Origin of the sequence: Limibacillus halophilus (genome assembly GCF_014191775.1) — a bacterium.
GTDB classification, from domain to species: Bacteria; Pseudomonadota; Alphaproteobacteria; order Kiloniellales; family CECT-8803; genus Limibacillus; species Limibacillus halophilus.
The window spans coordinates 193,948-217,416 of sequence record NZ_JACHXA010000006.1; the positions used below are offsets into that span (position 1 = coordinate 193,948).

24 protein-coding genes are annotated in these 23,469 nt (G+C 58.4%); 6 read left to right on the forward strand and 18 right to left on the reverse strand.

Annotated features, from left to right (window positions below; genetic code table 11):
- Positions 1-105: 105 nt before the first annotated feature.
- Complete coding sequence (locus FHR98_RS11920; RefSeq protein ID WP_183416915.1) at positions 106-1,494, reverse strand: leucyl aminopeptidase family protein; 1,389 nt, start codon at positions 1,492-1,494, stop codon at positions 106-108.
- Between the two features lie 112 nt (positions 1,495-1,606).
- On the opposite strand from FHR98_RS11920, the gene FHR98_RS11925 reads away from it, so the two are divergent.
- A complete protein-coding gene (locus tag FHR98_RS11925; RefSeq protein WP_183416916.1) occupies positions 1,607-2,254 on the forward strand; it encodes a glutathione S-transferase family protein in 648 nt (215 codons plus the stop codon).
- A 25-nt stretch (positions 2,255-2,279) separates the two neighbouring features.
- Here the strand turns inward: FHR98_RS11925 and FHR98_RS11930 are convergent, their stop codons facing one another.
- Positions 2,280-3,422 carry a TAXI family TRAP transporter solute-binding subunit gene (locus tag FHR98_RS11930; protein ID WP_183416917.1) on the reverse strand — a complete coding sequence of 381 codons (1,143 nt, stop codon included), beginning with the start codon at positions 3,420-3,422 and terminating at the stop codon, positions 2,280-2,282.
- A 203-nt stretch (positions 3,423-3,625) separates the two neighbouring features.
- On the opposite strand from FHR98_RS11930, the gene FHR98_RS11935 reads away from it, so the two are divergent.
- Positions 3,626-5,149: an AMP-binding protein gene (locus FHR98_RS11935; protein ID WP_183416918.1), complete on the forward strand. Its 1,524-nt coding sequence runs from the start codon at positions 3,626-3,628 to the stop codon at positions 5,147-5,149.
- 44 nt (positions 5,150-5,193) lie between these two features.
- Here FHR98_RS11935 and FHR98_RS11940 read toward each other — a convergent pair whose 3' ends face one another.
- Positions 5,194-5,670 (reverse strand): hypothetical protein, encoded by a 477-nt coding sequence (locus tag FHR98_RS11940; protein ID WP_183416919.1) that lies wholly within the window; start codon positions 5,668-5,670, stop codon positions 5,194-5,196.
- Between the two features lie 175 nt (positions 5,671-5,845).
- Here FHR98_RS11940 and FHR98_RS11945 point away from each other — a divergent pair, with 175 nt between their 5' ends.
- On the forward strand, positions 5,846-7,636 hold the full coding sequence (locus FHR98_RS11945) for an SLC13 family permease (RefSeq protein WP_183416920.1): 1,791 nt from the start codon (positions 5,846-5,848) through the stop codon (positions 7,634-7,636).
- Here FHR98_RS11945 and FHR98_RS11950 read toward each other — a convergent pair.
- Positions 7,586-9,277, reverse strand: coding sequence for a tetratricopeptide repeat protein (locus FHR98_RS11950; RefSeq protein ID WP_183416921.1), 1,692 nt, complete (start codon positions 9,275-9,277; stop codon positions 7,586-7,588). The two genes, FHR98_RS11945 and FHR98_RS11950, sit on opposite strands and share 51 nt — an antisense overlap.
- Before the next feature lie 179 nt (positions 9,278-9,456).
- Here FHR98_RS11950 and FHR98_RS11955 point away from each other — a divergent pair, with 179 nt between their 5' ends.
- From FHR98_RS11955 to FHR98_RS11965, 3 genes are all read left to right on the forward strand, one after another.
- Positions 9,457-9,873 carry an OmpA family protein gene (locus tag FHR98_RS11955; RefSeq protein ID WP_183416922.1) on the forward strand — a complete coding sequence of 139 codons (417 nt, stop codon included), beginning with the start codon at positions 9,457-9,459 and terminating at the stop codon, positions 9,871-9,873.
- Positions 9,874-9,966: 93 nt separating this feature from the next.
- On the forward strand, positions 9,967-10,629 hold the full coding sequence (locus FHR98_RS11960) for a transglutaminase-like cysteine peptidase (RefSeq protein WP_183416923.1): 663 nt from the start codon (positions 9,967-9,969) through the stop codon (positions 10,627-10,629).
- Positions 10,611-12,782 carry an HD-GYP domain-containing protein gene (locus tag FHR98_RS11965; protein ID WP_183416924.1) on the forward strand — a complete coding sequence of 724 codons (2,172 nt, stop codon included), beginning with the start codon at positions 10,611-10,613 and terminating at the stop codon, positions 12,780-12,782. The genes FHR98_RS11960 and FHR98_RS11965 overlap by 19 nt, the downstream gene beginning before the upstream one ends.
- Here the strand turns inward: FHR98_RS11965 and FHR98_RS11970 are convergent.
- From FHR98_RS11970 to FHR98_RS12035, 14 genes are all read right to left on the reverse strand, one after another.
- Positions 12,779-13,303, reverse strand: coding sequence for an isoprenylcysteine carboxyl methyltransferase family protein (locus FHR98_RS11970; RefSeq protein WP_183416925.1), 525 nt, complete (start codon positions 13,301-13,303; stop codon positions 12,779-12,781). The genes FHR98_RS11965 and FHR98_RS11970 overlap by 4 nt on opposite strands.
- On the reverse strand, positions 13,300-14,358 hold the full coding sequence (locus FHR98_RS11975; protein WP_183416926.1) for a type III polyketide synthase: 1,059 nt from the start codon (positions 14,356-14,358) through the stop codon (positions 13,300-13,302). The genes FHR98_RS11970 and FHR98_RS11975 overlap by 4 nt, the downstream gene beginning before the upstream one ends.
- Before the next feature lie 182 nt (positions 14,359-14,540).
- A complete protein-coding gene (locus FHR98_RS11980; RefSeq protein WP_183416958.1) occupies positions 14,541-14,732 on the reverse strand; it encodes a hypothetical protein in 192 nt (63 codons plus the stop codon).
- 50 nt (positions 14,733-14,782) lie between these two features.
- Entirely contained in the window at positions 14,783-14,959 is a 177-nt protein-coding gene (locus FHR98_RS11985) for a DUF1328 domain-containing protein (protein ID WP_183416927.1), read from the reverse strand.
- A gap of 37 nt (positions 14,960-14,996) precedes the next feature.
- Entirely contained in the window at positions 14,997-15,248 is a 252-nt protein-coding gene (locus tag FHR98_RS11990) for a hypothetical protein (RefSeq protein ID WP_183416928.1), read from the reverse strand.
- A gap of 274 nt (positions 15,249-15,522) precedes the next feature.
- Positions 15,523-16,365: a phytanoyl-CoA dioxygenase family protein gene (locus FHR98_RS11995; RefSeq protein WP_183416929.1), complete on the reverse strand. Its 843-nt coding sequence runs from the start codon at positions 16,363-16,365 to the stop codon at positions 15,523-15,525.
- A gap of 38 nt (positions 16,366-16,403) precedes the next feature.
- Entirely contained in the window at positions 16,404-17,162 is a 759-nt protein-coding gene (locus tag FHR98_RS12000; protein ID WP_183416930.1) for an SDR family NAD(P)-dependent oxidoreductase, read from the reverse strand.
- Positions 17,149-18,174, reverse strand: a complete 1,026-nt coding sequence (locus FHR98_RS12005; RefSeq protein WP_183416931.1) for a CobW family GTP-binding protein — start codon at positions 18,172-18,174, stop codon at positions 17,149-17,151. The genes FHR98_RS12000 and FHR98_RS12005 overlap by 14 nt, the downstream gene beginning before the upstream one ends.
- Before the next feature lie 9 nt (positions 18,175-18,183).
- Entirely contained in the window at positions 18,184-18,912 is a 729-nt protein-coding gene (locus FHR98_RS12010; protein ID WP_221205866.1) for an isochorismatase family protein, read from the reverse strand.
- Positions 18,913-18,922: 10 nt separating this feature from the next.
- A complete protein-coding gene (locus FHR98_RS12015; RefSeq protein WP_183416933.1) occupies positions 18,923-20,296 on the reverse strand; it encodes a dihydroorotase in 1,374 nt (457 codons plus the stop codon).
- Positions 20,297-20,683: a nuclear transport factor 2 family protein gene (locus tag FHR98_RS12020; RefSeq protein ID WP_183416934.1), complete on the reverse strand. Its 387-nt coding sequence runs from the start codon at positions 20,681-20,683 to the stop codon at positions 20,297-20,299. It lies immediately after the preceding gene.
- Between the two features lie 6 nt (positions 20,684-20,689).
- Complete coding sequence (locus FHR98_RS12025; RefSeq protein WP_183416935.1) at positions 20,690-21,481, reverse strand: ABC transporter permease; 792 nt, start codon at positions 21,479-21,481, stop codon at positions 20,690-20,692.
- 1 nt (position 21,482) lies between these two features.
- Positions 21,483-22,409, reverse strand: a complete 927-nt coding sequence (locus FHR98_RS12030; protein WP_183416936.1) for an ABC transporter permease — start codon at positions 22,407-22,409, stop codon at positions 21,483-21,485.
- Between the two features lie 32 nt (positions 22,410-22,441).
- The gene (locus FHR98_RS12035; protein ID WP_183416956.1) at positions 22,442-23,464 is read right to left on the reverse strand and encodes an extracellular solute-binding protein; all 1,023 of its coding nucleotides are present in this window, start codon (positions 23,462-23,464) and stop codon (positions 22,442-22,444) included.
- Positions 23,465-23,469: the final 5 nt, after the last annotated feature.

The following is a 23,469-nucleotide window of genomic DNA, read 5'->3' on the forward strand; positions in this document are numbered from 1 at the left end:
CTTCAAGCAGTCAAAGAGAGTAACAGTCTCTTCTGCCTTGGCAAGACCACCAGACCGACCCATTCTTTCCAAAGAATGCTGTATAGGGGCCGATCTAAGGTCTTTCTACGCGCTGACCAGCTTTTCAATGCACCTCGCCGCCGCGCGCAACCCCATCGCCTCTGCGCCTTGAGGACGGCCCGGTCGCGCTCGACTGTTCCAGGCCATCAAATCGACATGTGCCCAGGGAATTCCCTCCTCCACGAAGCACTCCAGGAACAGGCCGGCAATGATGGCGCCCGCATAGGGTTCGCTTGAGATGTTGTTCAGATCAGCGACCTTGCCGTCGAGCTGCGACCGGTAAGCGCGATGCAACGGCAAGCGCCACAAGGGGTCGTCTTCCGCTTCGGATGCCTCCAGAATCGCGGTGGCAAGTTTGTCGTCGTTGCTGAACAACGCAGGCAATTCCGGACCCAATGCGACACGGGCGGCACCGGTCAAGGTTGCGAAATCAAAAATCGCATCGGGTTTATCCCGGCAAGCCTCCGCCAGGGCATCGGCCAACACGATCCGCCCCTCCGCATCGGTATTGCCGACCTCAATCGTCAGGCCCTTGCGCGTTCCGATCACATCAAGCGGCCTGTAGGAGGTGCCGGAAACCGAATTCTCGACCGCGGGTATCAGCACGCGCAAACGCAAAGGCAAGCCTTGCGCCATGATGAAACTGGCAAGGCCCAGGGCATGGGCAGCCCCACCCATGTCCTTCTTCATCAACAGCATGCCGCTGGAAGGCTTCAGATCAAGTCCACCGCTGTCGAAACAAACCCCCTTGCCAACCAGTGTGATAAGCGGACCGGTGCTGCCCCAGGTAAGATCGATCAAGCGCGGGGCCCGCGCACTGCCCTTGCCCACCGCGTGGATGGCCGGATAGCCTCTAGCCAGCAAATCCTCACCCTCGATAACGGCGACGGTGGCCTCGTGTTTCACCGCAAGGTCCTGCGCTGCCGCTGCAAGTTCTGCGGGGCCCATGTCATTGGCCGGCGTGTTGATCAGATCCCGGGTCAGGAAGATGCCTTCCAACAACGCCTCGACCCTTGCGCGCCTGGCATTGGTCGGCCAGACCAACTGCGCAGGCTTGGCCTCGTCTTTGGGTTTGCCTGAGCGATAACGATCGAACCGATAGGAAGCCAAGCCCCAACCCAGGCTGGCGCGGTCGGCTTCAGCTTCATCCATATTCCCCTGCAGACGATAAAGTCCGGCCGGAAGCTTGGCCGCAAGAGCTGCGTAGCTCCATAAGAGATCGTTCAAATTCTGGCCGTAGACCACACAAGCTACCGTTCCCCGCTCGTCGGGGACGAGAGCCAGTTGCCCGGCGGCGGCATCAAACCCCGTTGCCTGCAACCAAGTTCGCACGCCCGGAGGTTGGGTCCCCAGCCATTCGTCAAACTGCGCCTTGTAAAGGCAAAAGACAGGAACCGCCTCGGCTCCGCCATCTGCGCTCAGATTGCCAACCATATATCGCTCCAGGAACTCGGATTATAAAATGCCTTGATTGCAGCCCGAAGGGGCGCTCACATTTTGTCAGGTTCCCCGTGCAAGGCAATCGCAATAAGACGGAACGAGGACTATGGCGAACTGGTGCTTGATAATTGGCAATAGAAACTACTCTTCTTGGTCACTACGCGCCTGGCTGGCGCTGGAGGCGACCGGTGTCGACTTCGAGGAAGTCGTGATTCCCCTGGATCGCCCGGATACCGCCGAGAAGCTGCGGCAATGGTCGCCATCTCTTCGCGTGCCGGTTTTACAGCATGGCGACCTGACAATCTGGGATTCGCTGGCGATCAGTGAATACCTGGCGGACACCTTTCCGGCGGCCAAGCTTTGGCCGCAGGACGCCGAAGCCCGCGCTATTGCCCGCTGCCTTGCTGCGGAAATGCACAGCGGCTTTGCCGACTTGCGGGAGGAACTGCCGATGGATATGCGGGCACGCAGAGAGCGCCCCGCCATGCGAGCGGCGACCAAACGGGATATCGCGCGAATTGTGGAGCTGTGGGAAGGCGCACGCGCCCAATACGCGTCCCGAGGGCCTTTCCTGATGGGAGAATTCAGTATCGCAGATGCCTTTCATGCACCACTTGTAAGCCGTTTTCTGACCTACGACATAGACCTGCCGAAAGCCAGCGAAGCCTACTGCGATACAATCACAGACTATCCGCCCTTTGCCGAGTGGTATCGTTTGGCCAAGCAAGAGAAATGGGTCATCGCCGAGCCTTGAGAACAGCGCCCTGCCGCACGCGCTGTTAGCCCGCAGGCTTTTCCTTTGGAATCACGCCTGCCGGTTTGGGTTCGCCGTCTTGCGATCCGCTTTCTTGCGGCGGCAGTACTTTCGGCAGGTTTTCCATCAGCGCATCGTCGAGAACGCCAATTTCGCGATAGTAACGTTCGGCCCCTGCATGCAAAGGAACCGACAACCCGGCAAGCGCCGTTTCGATCCGAATCAGAGCACCTTTCGGGTGCCCGCCGCCTAGCAGCCTTTTGGTGTTCTCATGCCAGAGCGCTTTCGTGAGTTGATAAACTAGATCGTCGCTTACGTCTGAACTGACCAGCCACTGGGCGCCGACACTGATGGTTTCCACCGCGCCGACATTGGGATAGGTTCCCGGCGAAATGAAATCCTGTGAAAAGAAGGGATAGGCCTTTAACAGTTTTTCAGCAGGTTCGCCGGTAATCGGCACCAATCCGATTCTAGAGGTCGCCGCAAGCTGCGTCACCGCTTCGGCGGGCGTGCCGGCAACCAGGAAGAAACCGTCGATTTCGCCCAGGGCAAGACGATCCGCTGCAACCCCCGGCGGCAGAGCCAGGGCCTCCATGTCGCTTTCCTTCAAACCGTAGGCCTCCAACACCAGCAAGGTGTCAACTCTGGTTCCCGAACCTTCCCGGTCCAGGGATATCCGTTTACCTTTTAGCTGGCTCGGCGTGAAGACGGCCGCGCTTTCGCTGACCACAAGATGTAGGGACTCCGGATAAAGGTTGGCGATTGCCCGCAGCTTGTCGGCCGGACCTGACTCGGCGAACTCCTGCTGGGCGTTGTAGGCCCAATAGGCGACATCTGATTGCGAGAATCCCGACTCGATCTCGCCTTTTTGAATCGCCTTGACGTTAGCGACAGAGCCGTTCGTCGACTGCGCCACGGCAATCAAACCGCTGACGCCGCAGCTTCCGCCCTCGCCACAAGTGCGGCTGCCCGGAGGGTTGGACATGGCCGCGGCGATAAGACCACCGATAGGGAAGTAAGTACCGCTAGTCGAACCCGTGCCAATCCTGAAGAATTCAATATCCTGGGCCTTGCCCGAAGAAACCGCGCCTATGATAAGCAATAGCGACAGAGAAAGCGCGCGCGTGGCTGAGATAGAGCGATTTCCGGGGCGTAACAAAGGAGACATGTTGGCCGTCCAATGATCTGCGGCTAAGCGGCGCGAATAATCAAGCTTGCACGCGAAGCCAAGGAAAAACTATTCGAACGAAGAAAGGCTGTTACGTACGATAACGCCCTTGCCGCCCTATAGCAGCAAAATCCTTCAGGAATTAGCCTTTAACCTTTAACTACGTACAGAATTCACATGAACTTCTTACCCGGAGCCTGGACATGAACCTTGCCAACCTTCTTATCCGCAGCGCCCAACGCAGACCGAATTCCGCTGCAATCAAGGTCGGCACCACGATCTTCGCTGATTATCGTGATCTTGCGTCTCGGACATGCAGGATCGCAGCGTCGATGGTTCAGCAATTCGGCTTGCAGCGCGGCGACCGCGTCGCCATCGCAATGAAGAATACCCCCACCTATCTTGAAGTTCTCTACGGCGCATGGATTGCCGGTTTGGCCGCCGTGCCAATGAACGCCAAACTCCATCGTAACGAGTTTCGCTACATGCTGGAGCACAGCGGCGCAAAGCTTTGCTTCGCAACGAAGGACTTGGCAAGCGACCTGTCCACACTATCCAGCGAGCTGCCGAACCTACGAGAGGTTATCGACGTTGATAGCGCCGACTACAGCCGCCTCCTGGAAAACGAACCTCTCGATTGCGTCCCGGTTGAAGCCAACGAAATGGCTTGGCTATTCTATACCAGCGGCACGACGGGACGCCCCAAGGGCGCAATCCTTACCCATCAAAACCTCCTCGCCATGACTTTGTGCTACTTCGCCGACGTTGATGCGGCGACAAGCGAGGACCATTGGTTGCAGGCAGCGCCGATGTCCCACGGTTCCGGCCTCTACAACATACCGATCGTCGCCGCAGGCGGTTGCCAGGTCATCCCGGAAAGTGGCCAGTTCGACCCCGAGGAAATTTTCAAGCTGCTACCCCAAACGCCGAACCTTTGCTTTTTTGCGGCGCCCACGATGGTAAAGCGCTTGGAACAGGCCGCCGCCAATTGGGATGTAGACAGCCGCAACCTCAAGACCGTCGTTTACGGCGGCGGGCCGATGTACGTCGCCGACCTGAAGGCGGCCATGGCCCGCTTCGGCCCTGCCTTTGTGCAGATTTACGGCCAAGGCGAGAGTCCGATGACGATCACGGCGCTGGGACGCGGTGATCACCTCGATACCGACAATCCACGTTACGAAAAGCGTTTGGCTTCCGTCGGACAGGCGCAAAGTGCGGTTGAAGTCAGAATTGCCGATGAGGAGGGCAATCCTCTCCCCAAGGATGAAGTCGGCGAAGTTCTAGTCCGCGGACCTTCCGTCATGCCGGGCTACTGGCAGAACCCGGAAGCAAGCCTCATGACTTTGCGGGACGGCTGGCTGCATACAGGTGATGTCGGTGCCCTGGACGACGAGGGATACCTGACACTCATGGACCGTTCGAAGGACGTGATCATATCCGGGGGCAGCAACATCTATCCGCGTGAAGTGGAAGAGGTCCTCCTCCGGCACCCCGCCGTCCTCGAATGCTCCGTCGTCGGCATGCCACATGCCGAATGGGGCGAGGAAGTCGTGGCCTTTGTCGTAGCCCGCCCGGATGCAGCGGTAAACGAAACTGGCTTGGACGCGTTGTGTCTGGCCGAAATAGCGCGCTTCAAGCGACCGAAGAAGTACAGATTCGTGGAAGGCTTGCCGAAGAACAACTACGGCAAGGTTCTAAAAACCGAGCTGCGCAAAATGATCGAGTGAGCCGCCCCCCAACAACAGTCGCGGCTCACCCGGCTTCAAGCGACTTAGCTGTCGGCGCTGACGACCAAACGGTAGTCTGGTGTCGTGTTCAAAGGGCAAGAGTACAGATACTCACCTTCCGTCAAGGTGATCTCGTAATCCTTGGTGACGCCCGTGTTCAAACCGCCACCGGAAACGCTGGGCAGCGTCGCTCGGCTCACCAACCCATCACCACGCAACCAGAAACCCAACCCATAAGGCACATCTTTGTTGGTCACCCGGAAGACGTACTTGCCGGGCTTCAGCTTGAGCACTTGCGCCGCATCAAGGCGCGTTTGCCCGGATTCCGAGTTGATCGCCTCGCAATCGGCCTTCTTCGTCGTCGTGAAATTGTGATCGACGCCATTCTCCGACTCAACAAACTGACAGGCAACCTGTGTAAGCTCGATGACGGTCGCCTGCTCTTGCGCCTGAGCGACCAACGACCCGCCGAACAGCAGAGCTGCCGCGTAAACGGGTAAAAGAAGGGGGGATTTCCTCATACTCTAACCTCGCCTTTCATACTTGCTTGCCGGAGCCGCTGTTGCATCGCGCTGTTCCGGCGCATTACGTGAACGGATACAATATGAGCGACGCTGTCTGAGCTTCGAATCAAGCTTCGTCACGGGGGCGTGATTGGCCTTGTTGTCAGCCACTACGGCAGGGCACAATCCTATAATGCTTTCTCTTCCCACATCTTACGACCAAGTCGCGATTCTGGCGATCGTTATCGGCTTTTTCGCGCTGCTTGCCTGGGGCCGATTCCGCTATGATCTCCTGGCCTTCGCCACTTTGATAATCACTGTCGTCCTGGGTTTGGTCCCGGCGACGGAGGCCTTCATGGGATTTGGACACCCGGCGACCATCACCGTGGCGTTGGTGCTGATACTCAGCCGTGCGTTGGCGGAATCCGGCGCAATTGATCCCTTGACCCGCGCCATCTCGCCGCTCACCGGACACACCTCTACCCACGTTGCCGGCTTAGCGGGCAGCGGCGCACTGCTGTCCGGATTCATGAACAATGTCGGTGCACTGGGATTGCTGATGCCCGTTGCGCTGCAAAGCGCCCTCAAGGCAAAGCGGCCCGGATCACTCTTGCTGATGCCGTTGTCCTTTGGCTGCATCCTGGGCGGGCTCGTAACTCTGATCGGTACGCCGCCGAACATTATCGTCGCCAGCATCCGCGCAGATGTTCTGGGCGAAAGCTTCCAGATGTTCGACTATACGCCAGTGGGGGGAGCGGTGGCCCTTGTCGGCCTGGTTTTCCTGGCAGTCGTCGGGTGGCGGCTTGTGCCAGCGCGCCAGAATGGCAGTGCCGAGCAATTGTTCGATCTCGGCGACTACGTAACCGAAATCCAGGTCGTGGAGGGCAGCAAGGCCGTCGACGGCACCATCACCGAACTCGCTGAACTGACCAAGGACGTGGATGCCGAGGTCGTGGGCCTGTTGCGGCAAGGACGCCGCCTGCCGCGCCTGCAACGACGGGAAGTGCTGCAAATCGGCGACTTGCTGCTGATCGAGGCGGCGGCCAGCGAAATAGAGAAGTTCGTGAAGGCCACGGGCTTCAAGCTCGCAGAAGACCGCGGCAAGGCTGAAGAACTATTGCGAAGCGGCGAAGGCGAAATCCTAGAAGCTGCCGTCCCACCGGATTGCCCCGTGGTCGGGCGCAGCCTTGGACAATTGCGACTGTCGGCGCGCCATAATCTCGTGGCCATTGGATTGGCAAGGCAGGGCAAGCCCTATCACGGTCGCTTGCGCGATCTGCGGCTGCAGGCCGGTGACATATTGTTGCTCCACGGCGAACGGGATCACTTGGCCGAGGGCTTGAAAGCGCTCGGCCTGCTGCCGCTTGCAGAGCGCGGCCTAAGTTACGGATTACGTGACGGAGCTTGGTGGATCGTCGGCTGTTTCGCGGCTGCCATCGCTATAGCCAGCACAGGTGTTCTGCCTGCCGCCGTCACCTTCGGCGGGGCCATCGCGGTGTTGGTTTTTGGCGGCCGGCTTCCCTTGCGCCAGGTTTATGCCGCCATCGATTGGCCGGTGATCGTCCTCCTGGGCGCGCTAATTCCCGTCGGTTCGGCGCTTCAGACAACCGGCGCCACCGATACTATCGTCGACGGCATTCAATGGATGACGCAAGGCTGGCCCGCTGCGGCAGTCCTCACGTTGATTTTGGTCGTCACGATGACCGTTTCCGATGTTCTCAACAACGCAGCGACCGCCGTGATCATGGCGCCGATCTCGCTCATCCTGGCCGACCGTATGGCCGTCAACCCCGATGCTTTCCTGATGGCTGTCGCCGTGGGGGCTTCCTGTGCATTCCTGACGCCGATCGGGCACCAGAACAATGCACTGATCCTAGGCCCCGGCGGCTATCGCTTCGGTGATTACTGGCGTCTAGGGCTGCCGCTCGAGATCCTAGTTGTCGGCGTTGCGGTTCCTATGATCCTGCTGGTCTGGCCCCTGTGATCGCTTGGTTTGCGAAAGCTGTTTCACCTTCTCCTGCAACCGCACTCTCAATGCGTTGTAGGCCTTGCTATCAGGCCGTAGCAAGCAGGCTGCTTTGGCTTCCTTCAGCGCTGCCCGAAAGCGCTTCCGGCGTTCGAGGAACAGCGAAAAAGAATAGTGCGCCCGCTCCGGGTTCAATTGGCTGGCAGTCGCTTGGCGAAAGCTTTCCTCTGCCTTCTTGAAGCGACACAACGATTCCTGCAAGTCGGCTTTACGCAGGAGCACGGCCGGATCGTTCGGCACGATCTCCACGGCTTCGTTCAGCAACGCCAAAGCTTCCTCAGCATCGCCCACAGCCTGTCGGACCTCGCTCAGCCAGAGATAGGGCAAGATGTTGAGCGAGCCATCCATCTTGATGGCTCGGCGCAACGCATTCTCCGCTTCAGACCATTTCTCCCGGGTCTTCAGCACGTAACCGAGGCTGCGGTATGATTGGGCGCTTTCAGGGGCCAACTCCACGATCCGCCGGGCGTGGGCCTCGGCCTCCTCTAGCCTGCCCTGATTGACCAGGACCGCCGAAAGGCTCTGATAGAGCAGTGGCCGTTCCGGCTCCAGTTTCAAAGCCTTCTCGGCAATTGCTTCAGCCTCCTCAAATCGGCGGGCGGCGCGGTGGAAGGCTGCTTGATCACGCGCCAGTTCTTGACGCTGAATAATGAGCGCGCGCATGGCCAGTTGCGCAATCTCCGCCGCCGTCACACCGGTTGGGTTCGCACCTGACTCGGGCTCGGCAAAGTAATCCTCGGAAAGCGGTGTAACCTGCTCCGAAAAAACCCGATTGACCGCGAGGAAGCGGCTATGAACAAGGCGCCTTTCCGCCAAAGTAAAGAAGGGATCCCTCCCTTTTACCCAACCCAACTCAAGAGCTGCGGTATTCAGTACGTCGACGAGTTCTTCGTTGTAGGTCTCCATAGAGGTCCACGGTGCGGCGGCATTTGAAAACAGTCGATTAGCCTCCAAAAACGCTGCGCTCGTGGAAAGGTTCATGCTCGATTTTCGATAGTCCGGGATGTCTATAACGGCCGCAATCCCTGACGCTTCGCAGAAGTTTCCGAACAAATCGCCCTTCAGGTTCTCAAACACCAGGAATCGCAGGTTCGCAGCACCAAATGCGTTTGACCAGTTGGCGTGGAGCAGATTGAAATCGAGTATCGATTCCATGGTTCCCAACGCCCGTTCGATAAAGGCCGGACGATCTTCCCGGCAAAACATCTTGCCGGTTTCGTTGTAAAGCGATTCCAGATAGTCGACCTGATTGCGCAATGTCGCGATAACGCGCACATCAAATCGCTCAAGCTTTGTTTTGAGTTGTGAAATGGCCGCCGGAGAGATGCCCGATAGATCTTCGGCGCTGATCAGAAAGTAACGATGCTGGCTTGCCTCCATGTAGGCCACCGCATCGTCCCAGGTGCCAAGCGCCGCGTCGAATCCGGGCAAGCCGGCGATTTCCCAAGCCAGATTGTGCTGTGCGCCGCCGATGTGCCTGCCTATTGGAATGAAGTCCAGCCCTTGTCGGCGAAACAGGTGACTCGCTGCCTGAAACGTCTGCTGCACGGTTGTCGTGCCGGTCTTGTGCAGGCCGATGTGCAGGAATAGTGTTTTCATTGAGACGCCCGCTTTTTTCTTATTATGGCTGGGATAGGCGATCCCGCCGTTATATCGCTGCTCCAACAAGAGCGTCAAACATTGCCTTGTCCGACAATCCGGTCGTTGCCGACAGCGACTGGAGTTTCCCGGAATTCCAGTGATAAACTTTTCGAGAGCATTAAAAGTGGGAGGGAACGATGCGAAAGATTCTTGCAACCGTCCTGTTGGTCGCAGGCACCATCCTTTCGACAACGGCGCAAGCGGCCGATTGCCCGGGTGCCGAATATGGAATACAGGTGCTGACCTTCGATGTCGGCAGCACCAAGGTATCCCCCGAAGGCCGCGCAAAGCTCGAAAAGTTCGCTGACACCGCCAAGCACCGGACCCTTGTCTGTGTGGTCGGTCAGGCTGACAAACAAGGCGATAAAGCAACGAACGAGCGCTTGGCCCACGAACGCGCGGTCGCGGTCAAGAAAATACTCGTTGAGTTCGGCGTCCCCGAACGAACCATCGAAACCCGCAGCCGCGGTGAAGCCTTTGGCGGTTCTAGCGTTTTTGGTCTGCTGAGCGACAATGAAGACGACCGGAGAGTGGAAGTCAGCTACAGCCGTTGATGGTCACGCCGCTTCACTTCATCTACTGCAACATCGTGCTTTCTGTTACATACTAATACCCAGGACCGTGGGCGATTCGGCGCAGGAAGCAGCATGACTGGAAGCAGCAAACGAAGACTGAGAGGCGCAGCACTGTTCGCGGCCGCAATATTTTGCGCCACCTCAACCATGGCAATGGCCAACATGGAGCCGGTATTCGGCGCCAAGGAGCGAAGCATCAAGGGCGTCAGCTTGTTGAGCAAATGGGTTCGTGTACTAAAGCTAACAGTCGAAGCGGATGCGGAACTGCCGGAATGTAATGGAGAGGGGAACGCGGCGGTGCCGCCCTGCCGCCTTTCGGATTGGCAGGATATCCGCGATCAGGCGATTAATATTCTTGATCGCCTGACCCAGATGCAGTTCGTGAATCGGCAGTTCAATGAACAGCCCTACATCTTGGACATCACCAATTGGGGTGTTTCCGACTACTGGGAGACGCCCAAGGAGTTCAAGATGGTCAGTGGTGATTGCGAAGACTATGCAATTGCCAAATTCCTGATGCTCCGAGAGCTGGGTTGGCCGGAGGAGGCCATGCGCATCGCCGTCGTGCACGACACCAATTTGGACATAGGACATGCGGTGCTTATCGTTGATTCGGAAGACACATCCTGGGTCCTAGACAATCAAACGCGCACACCCTTGCAGATGGATCGCGTCCTGCACTACGTGCCCTATTACTCATTCAATAGTGAGACGACATGGCTGCATCGTTACTGAGTCCCGCCAAGCGAAATCGGACAGGCATAATAGCCGTCGTCGGTTTGGCGGTTGTTGGCATCGCCGCCTTTCTTGCCGTGCTTGGCTTCGTACGCGGCGAGCGTGAACGCGAACTTGGCCAGTGGCAGCTGCGTTTGGACTGGTGGGCGCAGCAAAGCGCGGAGTCGGCCGACCGGTGGTTGCGTGATCAAAGTGCCCTAGCCGATCGACTTGCAGCCAACGATACGATTCGGTTGCAGCTCACCTTGATGGCCGAGGCGGGCAGCGACGGCGGCGGGTTGGCCGCCGAGGAGGTCGCGTATGTTCGGAATCTTCTTCAGGCCGTTTCTTTGAACGCCGGTTTGCGGATTTCGGATTCCGAGCGCCGGGTCCCGGCCAACATCCCACAGTTCGCACCTGAGGGTGTGGCGTTGATCGCCAACGGCCAACGTCTGGTGGCTGCAACCGCTGGCATGCCGACGCTCGACCAGAAGGCAGAGACTTTACTGGCTGCACGCGAAGCTGGCGGCACTCTGGTCGTTGCGCTGGATCCGGCTCCCGACGGCGTTCTGCGGGTCCTGCTCGCCAGTCCCGTCTATCGTTTCCAGGCGGATCCCTCGCCTGCGGACGAGATCGGCATGATTGTCATGCTGAGGTCGCTTTCCCGGGCAGCGGCTCTGGCGTTGATCAACCCGGGAAGCCTGACCGCGCCCGGCAGCAAAGCGGGTGTCTTGCATCTGATCACGTTAAACGGGAGCAACGGCCGATTACTGCTGTCGACCCGAGCAGACACCGATACCGGCTTGTCAGAAGGGGACAGTTTTTCACTCGATAACCAAAAATTCTTCCTGGCCAAGGCCGCGACGCAACCGGGCGTTTTCCTGGAGACGGAGACCTTGAGCGGCGACGCCCTTCTCATATCTTCCGCGAAGGTCGAGCTCTTGCCTTGGATGACGGCCGCCTCGATTCGGCGCGACGCAGCGCTGGCGGCATCGGAAGCCAGACTTGATACGCTGGCAACCCTGTTCTTCGGCGGCATCCTGGTTGCCACGCTACTGATCCTCCTATTCTGGCGCCATGGTGCATCGGCCAAGGCGGAAGCGCTTTCGGATCGCATGGCGCGCACGCTCGATGACGAGCGCCGCGCCCGGACACTATTGCAAGGCGTCAGCGATGCCATAACCGATGAACTGCTCGCGCTCGACAGGAAGGGCTTGCTGCTTTACGCGAACGAAAGCCTGGCACTGCGGGTTGGCGTTTCTGCCGATGAAATGAAGCGAAAGACACTTGCCGCTATCCTTGGCCCTGCCGTCGGTGCCGAGCTTAACGCCCAGATCGAAAAGGCCCATGCCGAAGGAACTACCGTACGCCACGAAATGTCTGGCGACGAGGAGGCAAGTGCGCAGCGAGTGATTCGCGCGATCATTGTCCCAGTCGGGCCGCATGATCATACCGCCGACAACGACACGAGCGCGGCGTCGGAAGAGCCGGAGCCGGCCACGATCCTCGTCCTGCAGGATATTACAGAACCTCTGCGCTCCCGCGAGGCCCTGGCGGAGGCGGAAACACGCATGGTCCGGGCGCTGGTCCGGATAATCAATCAACGCGACCCCTTTGCTGCGGAGCAGTCCGCGCAAGCCTCCCGGCTTGCCGAGGAACTCGCGGAAGAGATGGGATTGCCGCCGGAAGAAGTGCGCGCTGCCAATCAAGCGGCACTGCTCATTGACCTCGGGAAGATCGCAATACCCAGAGACCTGCTCACCAAGAAGTCCGCCTTGACTGCGGAGGAGCTGCAGTTCATGCGCCGCGCCATTCGCCAGGGTGTCGAACTGGTGGACAACGCGGGCTTGCCAAGCGTTGTCTATAAAACGCTCCGCCAGCTGGCCGACCGGCTTGGAGCCGAGAAGCGTCCAGTTGACCTGGCGGATGATGAATTACTCATGGCAACCAAAGTCGCTGCTATAGCCCATCACTTTGTAGCCCTCGCCAGCAGGCGCGTTTATCGCGAAGGATTCTCGCTGGAAGACGCCCTGAGAATGGTGCGCGAGGATTCAGATCTGAAACACGACGATGCCGTTGTTTCAGCGCTATCGCACCTTTACTACAGCCGTGGAGGCAGAGAGCGGTGGCACCTAGGGTCCTCGGGAGGTAAAGAACAGGAATCCGAGAGCTAAGGCTGCTCGCGGCGACCGGCCAGGGCTTGCTCCTCCAACCTGATCCGCCATATCAGCAAACAAGCGTTCAGAAGCGAAAAGAGAATCGCGACCCACAGTGCGCCAAAGGCCAATGGGAGCAAGAGAATTTCTCCTGCGACGATCACGTAGTTGGGATGGCGCAAAACTCGATAGGGACCGCGCTTGACCAAGGGCGCTGCGTCCAAAGTAATGATGCGCGTCGTCCAAAAGCGCCCAAGGCTCGCGACCACCCAAACTCGCGCGATCTGCAAGAACACGAAAGGACCCAGGAACAGCCAGTCAGCTGGTTGTCCAGACGGCACCACCAAAAACAACATCAGCAGCCAGGAACCATGCAGCAAAATGAAAAGCGGATAGTGCGCCGCGCCAACTTCGCGCGCACCTGCCGCCAGAAGGGCCTGCGTGTTCCGCCGGGCGATCACGAGTTCGCCCAGGCGTTGCGCCGCGACCAGCAAAACGACGAACTGTGCCCAACCGAAACCGAGCGCGTCCGGGTTCATTCCGCCCCTCCGGGCAGAACAAGCTGCAAGGCCGCACTGAACCCCGGTCCCAGCGCTGTCGAGAGTAAGGGGCCTTCTAGGCGCCTTTCTTCGCTCAACACCCGTTCCAGAACAAACAGCGCCGTCGGCGCCGACATATTGCCGTAAGCGCGCAGGATCTGCCGTTCGTGCGGCAATGGTCGCTGCAACACTTCCTCCAATGCGGCAACAACCTTCGCGCCGCCTGGATGGCAGGCGGAATGAGCAAGCGAAGCGACGGTCATGTTCTGGTGCTTCAGGAACCTTCCCACAAGCGGCCCCAAATCGCGGCGGACAAGCTGCGGAATATCACGGGAGAAAATAACCCCCAAGCCGTCGTCCTCAACGCGCCAGCCCATAATACCCTTTGATCCGGGCCAGCGGTGTTGCACACTGGCACCCAGGATCGGCCCTCGCTTTCGGGCATCGGTCGACACAAGCACCGCCGCCGCACCGTCACCGAACAGCGCGCTTGCAATCACATTGGACTTGCTGAGGTCTTGCGCACGAAAGTTGAGGCTGCAAAGCTCAACAACCAGAAGCAGTATCCGGCTACCCGGTCGCGCCTCGGCCAGACGGGCTGCCTGTCCCAATCCGATCACACCGCCAGCACAGCCCAGCCCAAAGACCGGCAGGCGCTCGACATCCTCGCGAAAGGCGAGCCGGTCCATCAGTAGCGATTCCAACGATGGGGTGGCGATTCCGGTGCTGCTGACCAACAGCAGGCTATCGATATCCGCCGGTTCCAGGTCTGCCGAACGCAGACAACGGATCGCAGCGTCTTCCAACAGTGCCAGCGCTGCGTCTTGATAGATTGCCGTGCGCTCGGGCCAACTCCTCGGTTGTGCGTACCACTCCATCGGCATAGCCGAATAGCGCGTTTCGATGCCCGCGTTATCGAAGGCCGGCAGCAGCGGCGTCACGTCATAACCTTGCTCCCGAAAGAGCTTGTGGATATGCGATTTCACCGCTGATTGGGCAAGACGCTCAGGAGGAACGGCAGTACTGATAGCTTGAAGACGGGCGCTCGGAGCCATTCCAACCTCTGGGAAAAGTACAACGGTCTTTCAGGGGACCCCTGCACCGCTCCCAAAGATATATAAGGTAGGTTCGCGCAATAATCGATGGCGCTGTGGGTGAAAACCCTGAAATGTTTCACTATTCCGCGGATTTCTCCTCGATGGTCACGCTTTGTCGCGCCGTCCAAAGGCGAATTAAATCAGTCGGTTTTTTGCTCCAATTCGTCGGCCGCTTCCTTGACCTTGTCGCCAGCTTCTTCAACTGCCTGGTCAATCTTGGAGCCAAGCTGTTCGGCGGGACCTTCTTCTTCGCAACCGGCAAGAACCATGCCCAGTAACAGTATGCCAAAAATCATGGCGATGGGTCTCATCGCCGACTCTATGGATTTCATCGCAAATTCCTTTCAAGGGTTGCTGGTTGGTCGGCCTTCAAGAACCGGCCCTAGGGAAGGGGTCCTCTGTCACGCATCAAGTGGAAGGCCATCATCATGGCAAAAAGCACGATGAAGATGAAAAAGAGAACCCGCGCCAGATCGACCGCCACCGCTGCGATCCCGCCGAAACCGAGGGCAGCCGAAACGATCGCGAGTAAAAGAAAGATAGCAGCCCACCTTAACATTGAAGGTCTCCTTGCTCAGAGGATTTCATGCTGAAGATTAGGGAATCACACAATCAAACGTCATAACGCCGCCGTTGTCGCGCCTGACGTCCTCAACAAGACGCGCTGCCCGATTATAGTTCTCATAGCAGTATTTGGCCGCTTCCTGCCTTGTCTCCTCCTCATCGCCATAGTGATAGGAGTAACTGACGGTTGGATTTTCCGCGCCGATCCGCTCCGGGCCGGATGCCGCGCAAGCCGCCAGAATGAACGGCGACAGGAAGGCAAGACTCTTGAAACGATAATTCATGATCTCTTCCCCGGTGATTATTGAAACTCTGTTCGACCCTCGGCTGCTTTAAAGAATAACCTATGGCTATCCGCCGGCTACTCAACAGCCCAAGGGATTTCAGAAACTCTATCGGTCGTTCCGGGCGAGATGTTGTGACAAAACGATAATTTCAGCCGGAGTTAGTCACAGAATTATCATAAGTCCACTTCTTCTATAATGATCTCGAATGAAAAGTTCTTAGCCTATTCATGACATGTAGTTCGCGGACCGGCTGAAACTGCTGTCTTCGATTTTATCCGGTAGCGGACTTGGAGAGCCGCTCGGTTATAACCTTTCGACCTTCGTTCCAGCGTGCCATCGCCTCCGCATGGCGGCGCATCTCCAGTTCGCCGCAATCGACCTGCGGGCGAGCGTCGTGTTGGAAATAGCCATAGCGGTCCTCGCCCCGAACGAGCGTGGCGGAGAGCGGCACACCGCTCGTCGAACGAACGTGGGCGGGGATGTAGCTGATACCCAACCCGATGCGGCGATCTGTGGATCGGTTCGGGCGGCTGTTGTGCAGCAGCTGCGTATGATGCAGCGACAATTGCCCTGGCCTTAGCGGCATCAGCGTGGGTGTACCTTCGTAGTCGGAAATGTCGATGGTTTGTCCGGTCTTTAGCATGTTCCCGGGTTGAAACTCGACCTTGTGGCGCGCCTGTCCACGTTTGTGTGAGCCGGGCAGGACCTCTACACAACCGCTCTCTTCGGAGGCTTCTGACAAAGCCACCCAGGCCGTTACATGCTCCAACGGGTCAAGACCGAAATAAGTAGCGTCCTGATGCCATGAGATAAAGGCATCAGTATTCGCCTCTTTGATCCAGATCGTTAGTTGAACCAATAGGATATCCGGGCCGATAACGTCCTCGACAGGGTCCAGCACTTCGGACGAGTGCACGATCTCATCGATCCAGGTCTGATACAGGTGCGGTTTGAACATCAGGTTGCCGGTGATGCGGCCGCCAAGCTTTGCCTCCAGCGCCTCCAGGCGAGCCCGGTATCCGGCGGCCTGCGCGCCCGTGAAGGCGTCAACCGGCGCCACAAATCCCTCTTCCCTGTACTGACTGACCTGCGCTTCGCTCAGCTTCCTCGTCATATTCTTCTCACCCTTTCACCGTATTCTTGGTTTCTTGATCACGCGGCGAACCCGCCATCCAGGCGCAGATCGGCTCCCGTCATGAACGCACTCTCCTCGCTGGCCAGATATAGCGCTGCAGCGGCAATCTCATCAGCAGTCCCCAGACGGCCAAGAGGGTGCGCGGGGGCGAGCGCCTTCTCCGCAGCTTCGCGTCCTCCGTACCGCCGCTCTACGCGCCCGGTCATGATCGCGCCAGGCGACAGGCTGTTGACCCGAATGCCTTCCGCGGCATGATCAAGCGCCATGATGCGGCTGAGGTGGATCAACGCCGCCTTCGTCGCGCCGTAGGCGGCACGGCCCGGTCGGGCCCTTTGGCCCAATTGGGACGCGACATTGATGATGACTCCACCGCCTGCTTTACGCATGTGAGGGATGGCCTCGCGGCTCAACAACATGGCGCCGGTCAGATTGACGGCCAGCGCACGATCCCAATCCTCCAAATTGATATCGACAACGGTGGCGTGGGCCGAAACCGCCGCCGCGTTGTTGACCAACAAGTCGACGCCCCCCATCGCTTGGGCTGCGGCCGCAACCGCGCTCTGCACATCCGAAGCGCGGCTGATATCGCACACTATGGGAGGTCCGGCTCGCTCAGGTGCGATCACCGAAACTTCCGCGACAGCTTCGGTGAGTCCCTGGCGATCGTGATCCATACCGATGACCTGAGCGCCTTCGCGCAGGAACGCCGCCATGATCGCCTTACCGATATCGCCGGCTGCGCCGGTCACGATGGCTCGCTTTTCACTCAGCCGCATCGGGTTTGCCTCCCCCCAGGCACTTATCGATCAGTTTCTCGATCTTCTTTTTCACCAGTCCCCTGCCAATCAGAACGAGCCCCAAACGAGCGCCGCTGGAGGCATGCTTGGTCGCCTCGGGAAGTGCGAAGACGTGCTGCACTCCCTGAATAACCATTGGCTGCGCCTCGCCCGCGAACTTCAGTAAACCCTTGACGCGAAGCAAATCCGCCCCGTATCGGCTCTGGAAAGCTTCCACCAAGGCTGCGTACCCCGGCCAATCGACGGCCTGCTCAACAGGAACGAACAAGGTCTCAAAGTCCGATTCCTCATGGCCTGAATGCACGTGATGAAGGCCCTCATGAGACGCTTGCCAGGCCAAAGCGCTGCTTGGCTCGATCTGATCCAGCGCGTCAACCGGATCCAGATCTCCGGCGGAGCTCACCAAAACCCCGGCGCCCGGGTTCATTTCCTTTAAGAAGCCCTGGATTTGCGCAATTCGTTCGGCGGGTACGGCATCGGCCTTCGTGACGATCAAGCGATCGGCGAGCGCAACCTGCTTGCGAACCTCCTCAAAACCGTCTTTCTGATCCAGAAAGAAAAGGCCATCCACGCAGGCGATGACACCGGCCAGGTGATAGCGGGCCGCCAACAGGCGGTCGGTCATCAGCGTATGCATCAAGGGCGCCGGATCGGCGATACCCGTGGTCTCGACGACGACCCTGGAGAAGCCTGGAATTTCGCCGCGCGCGCGGCGATGGAAAAGGTCGGTTAGAGTTTCCGCGAGGCTGCTATTGAGGGTACAGCATAGACACCCTGAATCGAGAAGAACTACATCGTCCTCCTCGCCTTCGGTGACCAGCAGATGATCGAGACCGACCTCGCCAAACTCGTTGACGATAACCGCCGTATCGGCGAAGGCCGGAGCCCGCAGCCAGCGCGCGAGCAACGTCGTCTTACCGCTTCCCAAGAACCCCGTCAGGATGAATAGCGGCGTCGCCTGCGGATCGCTAGATGATGGCCGACCACTCATGGCAACGCCTCATCCTGCGCCGGGATTACTTTCCCGCACGGGCAAAGCTTCCAGATACGCGGCGACCTCGTCCGTTGGAATCACATCCGCATACTTGCAGTTAAGATCAAAGAGGTTCATCGCATGGCTCGATTCGAAGCGATCGAAGGCCGTTTCCTCGGGGATGATGGCTTTAAAGTTGTATGAGTAGGCATCCACCGTCGTCGCCCGCAGGCATCCGGAAGTCGTACAGCCCGTCAGGATCAAGGTATCCACGTCCAGGAAATTCAGGTGGCTCATGAAGAGCGTACCGAAGAAAGCCGAAGGTTTGCGTTTTCCGATCAAAATGTCCTCGGGCCGTGGTGCCAGCGGCTCCACCGTCTGTGTGGCATGCGTACCCGCAACACTTGTTTTCTCCGCGCCGCGATGGTTTTTGCCGACCTGAACGCCGCTGTCGATCATGTCCGGACGCCGTTCGCTCTGGGTATAGAAGATCGGCAGATTTTTCGCGCGCGCGATTTTCATGAGGCGCTCGATATGCGGAACCGCCTTCCATCCAGCCTCACCACAATGGGTGCGGTACTGCTTGACGCCGTCTTCCTGCGACTGACCCGGAGCGTCGCCGCAGAAATTGTACTGCACATCGATGATGAAGAGCGCCGGGCGTTTGCCGAATCCACCGCGCTTTCCGTATCCCGCAAGCTGATAAATACGCTTGTCTTTCTCAGTCAAAAACCGGTCCCAGATTCTTTCGCTCACAGATAGTCTCCTAGCGTTGGTGCTTGGGCAGGCGCGGCAGGTAGTGGCCGGTGCCGTCAATCGCCGCGTCCGTCAATTTTCCGTTCTCGGCAAGCAGGCGCCCGCGCGAGAAAGTCATGGTCGGCCAACCGCGCAAACTGCGCCCCTCGAATGGCGAATAGTCGGAATAGGACAGCAAATTCGCGGGATCGACGACCCGTTCCAGGTCAGGATCGACGACGACGATATCGGCGTCCGCGCCGGGCGTCAGCGTGCCCTTGCCGTGCATATTGTAGGTACGTGCGGCCGTTCGACTGGCCACCATAGCCAACACCTCCGGCGGCACCTGCCGCTGATGGTAGCCGGCCTCCATGAGGATCGGCAGGAAGGTCGCCACGCCCGGAAGGCCGTTCGACGCCGACCAAACGGACTTTTCCTTGGTCGCACGCTTGCGCGGCACGTGATCGGTTCCAACGGTCGTTACGGTACCGTCCAGAATACCCTCCCAGAGCGCATCGATATCGTCCTGACTTCGGAGTGGCGGATTGGCCTTTGCCAACACACCCGCCGGGTCGTGCTTGTCGGTGAAAAGGTAGTGGGGGCAGGTCTCGACGTACATCGGCGGTCCACCGGCATAGCGGTGACGTCTGACCTCATCCAGCGCTTCCTTGGAGCTCAAATGGACAATGTTGACGGCACAGCCCGTCTTGCGGGCGAAGTAGCAGACCCGGTGCACATTCTCGGCTTCCAGGAAATCCGGGCTTTGCTCATCCCAAGCCACCAGGTCGTCTCGGCCCTCGGCACGCAGTGGATCGCGCAGATAGGGAATCACTTCGACGTTCTCGCAATGAACGCCCAGGATGGCCCCGGGCAAGGCCGCCGTTTCGCGCATAGCGGCGAAAAGCAAGCCATCGTCGATGTCCGTGAATCCCTTCGCGAGCCCCGCCTGCCCCTTGTACATCATGTACATTTTGTAGGAGCTGACACCGAAGCGCTCATAACATTCCGCCAATGTTTTGACGTGCAGGTCATTGGTCAGCCCGAGGTGATACGAGAAATCGATCACGCTCTGCGATTCGGCGCGCGTGCGTTCCGCATCGAAGCCCTCACGAAAATCCTTGGTGCGATAAAAAGAAATAACCGACGTGACCCCACCCAGCGCCGCCGAGCGTGATTCCGTGCGGAAATCATTCTCCGGATCGCCAAAGCCGAAATGAACATGGGGATCGATGATGCCGGGCATGATCCATTGCCCCTGGCAATCGATACTGCGGGCAGCATCGAATTCCTCGCCAAGCGCCGCCGTCAGCACGATCTTGCCGTCTCGGATTCCCAAGCCGCCTGGTAGCGCCCCTTCGCCTGGGAAAACCAACAGGCCGTTCTTGAGGAACAGGTCGAGTTTCATTCAGTTTCGCCCTCCACGCGCCAAACGATGTTCGCCGGAATCGTTCCAGACCCACTGTGACTGGATTTTGCCATCGCGTATCTCGAAACGATCAATAAACCGAATGCCGTCGAACGCTTCTCCGTCCGGCCAGACCCCATGGAGCGTTCCATAGCAGTAGGCGATTGTAGCATCGCCCGCAGGGCAAAGATCGACACCCTCGATGGTCTTGCCGATCCGCTGATAGCGGCCTTTCGAATTGGTCACCAGTTGCTCGAGTGACGGCGGGCGCTTGCCGCCCGGGAACAGCATAACCATGTCCTCGGCGAGGAATGCCTTTGCCCGAGGCAAATCCCGCGCCTCGACGGCGGCCAAATAATCCCTGGCGATCTTCTCAGCGCTTTCCACGACGCCTTATCCTTTCTGTCCAAATACCCGATCAAGCCCAAAGGCCCGTTCCAAGCCGACCACCAGCAAGTAGGCAAAGATAATGAGCAGCGTCGAAACGGCCGCGATCATCGGATCAATTGCGAATTCTATGTAGGTGAAGATACGGATCGGCAGGGTGGTCACGTCCGGCCCGGTGAGGAAGATGGAGATCGTCACCTGATCGAACGAAACGATGAAAGCAAATATGATGCTGACCAAAATTGCTGGAGCAATGGCCGGCATCACGACCTGGAAGAGAACGCGAAGCGGCTTCGCACCCAGGCTCTCCGCCGCTTCCGCCAACGACGTATCCAACCCGACGATCGCCGCCCCGACGGTTCGAATGACATAGGGCAAGGTGATCAGCGTATGACCGATCACCAGACCAAGCATGTTCGAGGGAATTTCAAGCAACCTGATGAACTGAAACAGTGCCACGCCGGTAACCACCGTCGGTAGGATCAGGGGGGACATCAGGAATGCCCTGAAGAACTCGCGTCCGACAAAATTCTCCCGCGCCATGGCGATGGCCGCTATGGTCCCCAGCAATGTCGCCGCCACCGTCGCTGCAACGGCAAGAACCAGGGAATCTATAAAGGATCGAAGGAAATCCTCACGCCCCATGAGTTTTTCGTACCACTGAAGGGTAAAGCCCTCCGGCGGGAATGTGATGTGCGGTGCCTCGGTGAAGGAACCGGCGACGATGATAACCAGCGGACCTAGCAGGAAAATCAGCGTGCAAGTCGTCCAAAGGGCAAGAGCGGTGCGTCCGATCATGTCACACCTCCTGCCGGAAAAGGCGCGCATGAAGCAGTATAACGATCATGTTCATGGCCAACAGAACGAAGACGAGGGCCGAGCCGAGCGGCCAGTTCACGGAAAAAGTAAACTGCTCGTAGATCAGCGTGCTGACCGTCGAAACGTGACCGCCACCCAATAGCGCCGGGGTGACGAACGCGCTAATCGAAAAGCAAAACACCAGGATTGAACCGGCGCCGACACCCGCCCAGGTCAAAGGCCAGACAACATCGGTGAAGATACGCAACACCGAAGCGCCCAGGCTCTCGGCGGCCTCGATAACTTGCGACGACAAGCTCTCCATGACACTGACGAGTGAAAGCACCATGAACGGCAGAGTGACATGGCCCAAGCCCACAACGACGGTCCAAAAGTTGTTACTAAGGGGCAGTGGCGTTCCAACCAACCCCCAGTCCAAAAGCCAGCCGTTGATAATGCCGTTATCTCCCAATAAGGCCAGCCAGCCGTAAGTGCGAACGACCAGGTTGATCAGCAAAGGCGATAAAACCGCGGCCAGCAGAAAGCTCTTCATACGCGGGCCGCAGCGGGCGATCTGCCAGGCGATGGGGTATCCCACAATCAAGGTGAAGAAAGTCACAGCCAGGCCCAGCCAAATGGTCTCGCCGACAATCTGCAGATAAAAGGTGTCGGATAGCAGTTTTGCGTAATTGTCCAACGCGAAGGCTTCGCGAAACACAAACATCGCGTCGTACTTATTGAAGCTCATACGCAAGAGATAAAGGTAAGGAAGCACCAGTCCCAGAATGTAGAGCATCGCGATGGGCGAAAGCTGGAAGAACCGTCGCCAAAGGGTCCGCCCACGCGCGGCGGCCTCCAGGCTTGGAGCTTCGGAAGAAGTCTGTCCCCCCTCCGTAGTTCCATCAACGGTAGTCGGCTCTCGCACCATCGCGTCTACTCCAACTCTATTCTCAGACCCGTTCAGCCCGTGAAGGCCTTGTTCCACTGCTCAAGCAGTTCCGACTTGCGCGGGTTCAAGACGGACCAATCCGCAAAGCGCAGGCTGTTGACCTTGTCGGCGCCATAAACATGCTTGGCCGCAAGATCCGCATCCATGGTGACCGTCGTGTTGGACGGGCTGTACAGATTGGATACGAAGGCATCCTGATACTCAGCGCCCATGACCCGGTTCGCCCAATCGAGCGCTGCGGCCTTGTTGCTGGTGTTCTTCGGAATCTGCACACCGGTACGCATGCCGTAGGTGCCCTCTGAAGGCGTGGTGAAGGCGACGCTGACACCGTCGTCCATCAGAAGCTGGATCCGATGACGATAGAAGAGAGCGGCATCCATCTCACCTTGCTGGAACTTGCCGAAACCGTCGGTGACGCCTTTGTAGATCTTCATGTTGGGCAAGTCTTTGAGCGCTTGGAAGCCCGGGTCGAGATTCTCGACACTCCCGCCATTCAACTCCGCTGCAATCTGCAGGAAGATCATGCCGTAGGTCGAAGAAATATGCGGCACACCGACCGTGATCCCATCTTGCCATAGATCGGCCCAGGACTTCGGTGCGTCCATCTTCTCGGGGTTGTAAGCGCAGGTAAACTCGTAGACCGTACTGGTGTACTGCGGGATGGCCGGTGGCTTACAGATATCATAGACATTAGCGATATTGGGTGTAGCGCCAGTGTCCATCGGTTCCCAAAGGCCTGCCGTCTCACCGAAAATCGCCTCGTCTTCGTTGACGTAGATCAGATCGAACGGCGGATTGGCCTTCGACGCTATGATCTTCGGGATAAACTTGGAACCCCAACCCAGTTCCTTCTGGACCGTGACATCATTGGCCGACTCAAACGCCGGAATAACACTGGCATCCAAAATTTCTGAGTAAAGGCCGCCAAAGGTGCCAATCACAAAGTTAGAGGCGGCAAAAGCAGGGCGCAGCGTCGTCAAAGCGGTAGCCGCCGCCGCACTGCCTGCAAGAAAATCTCTCCGAGAAACGTTCATAAATC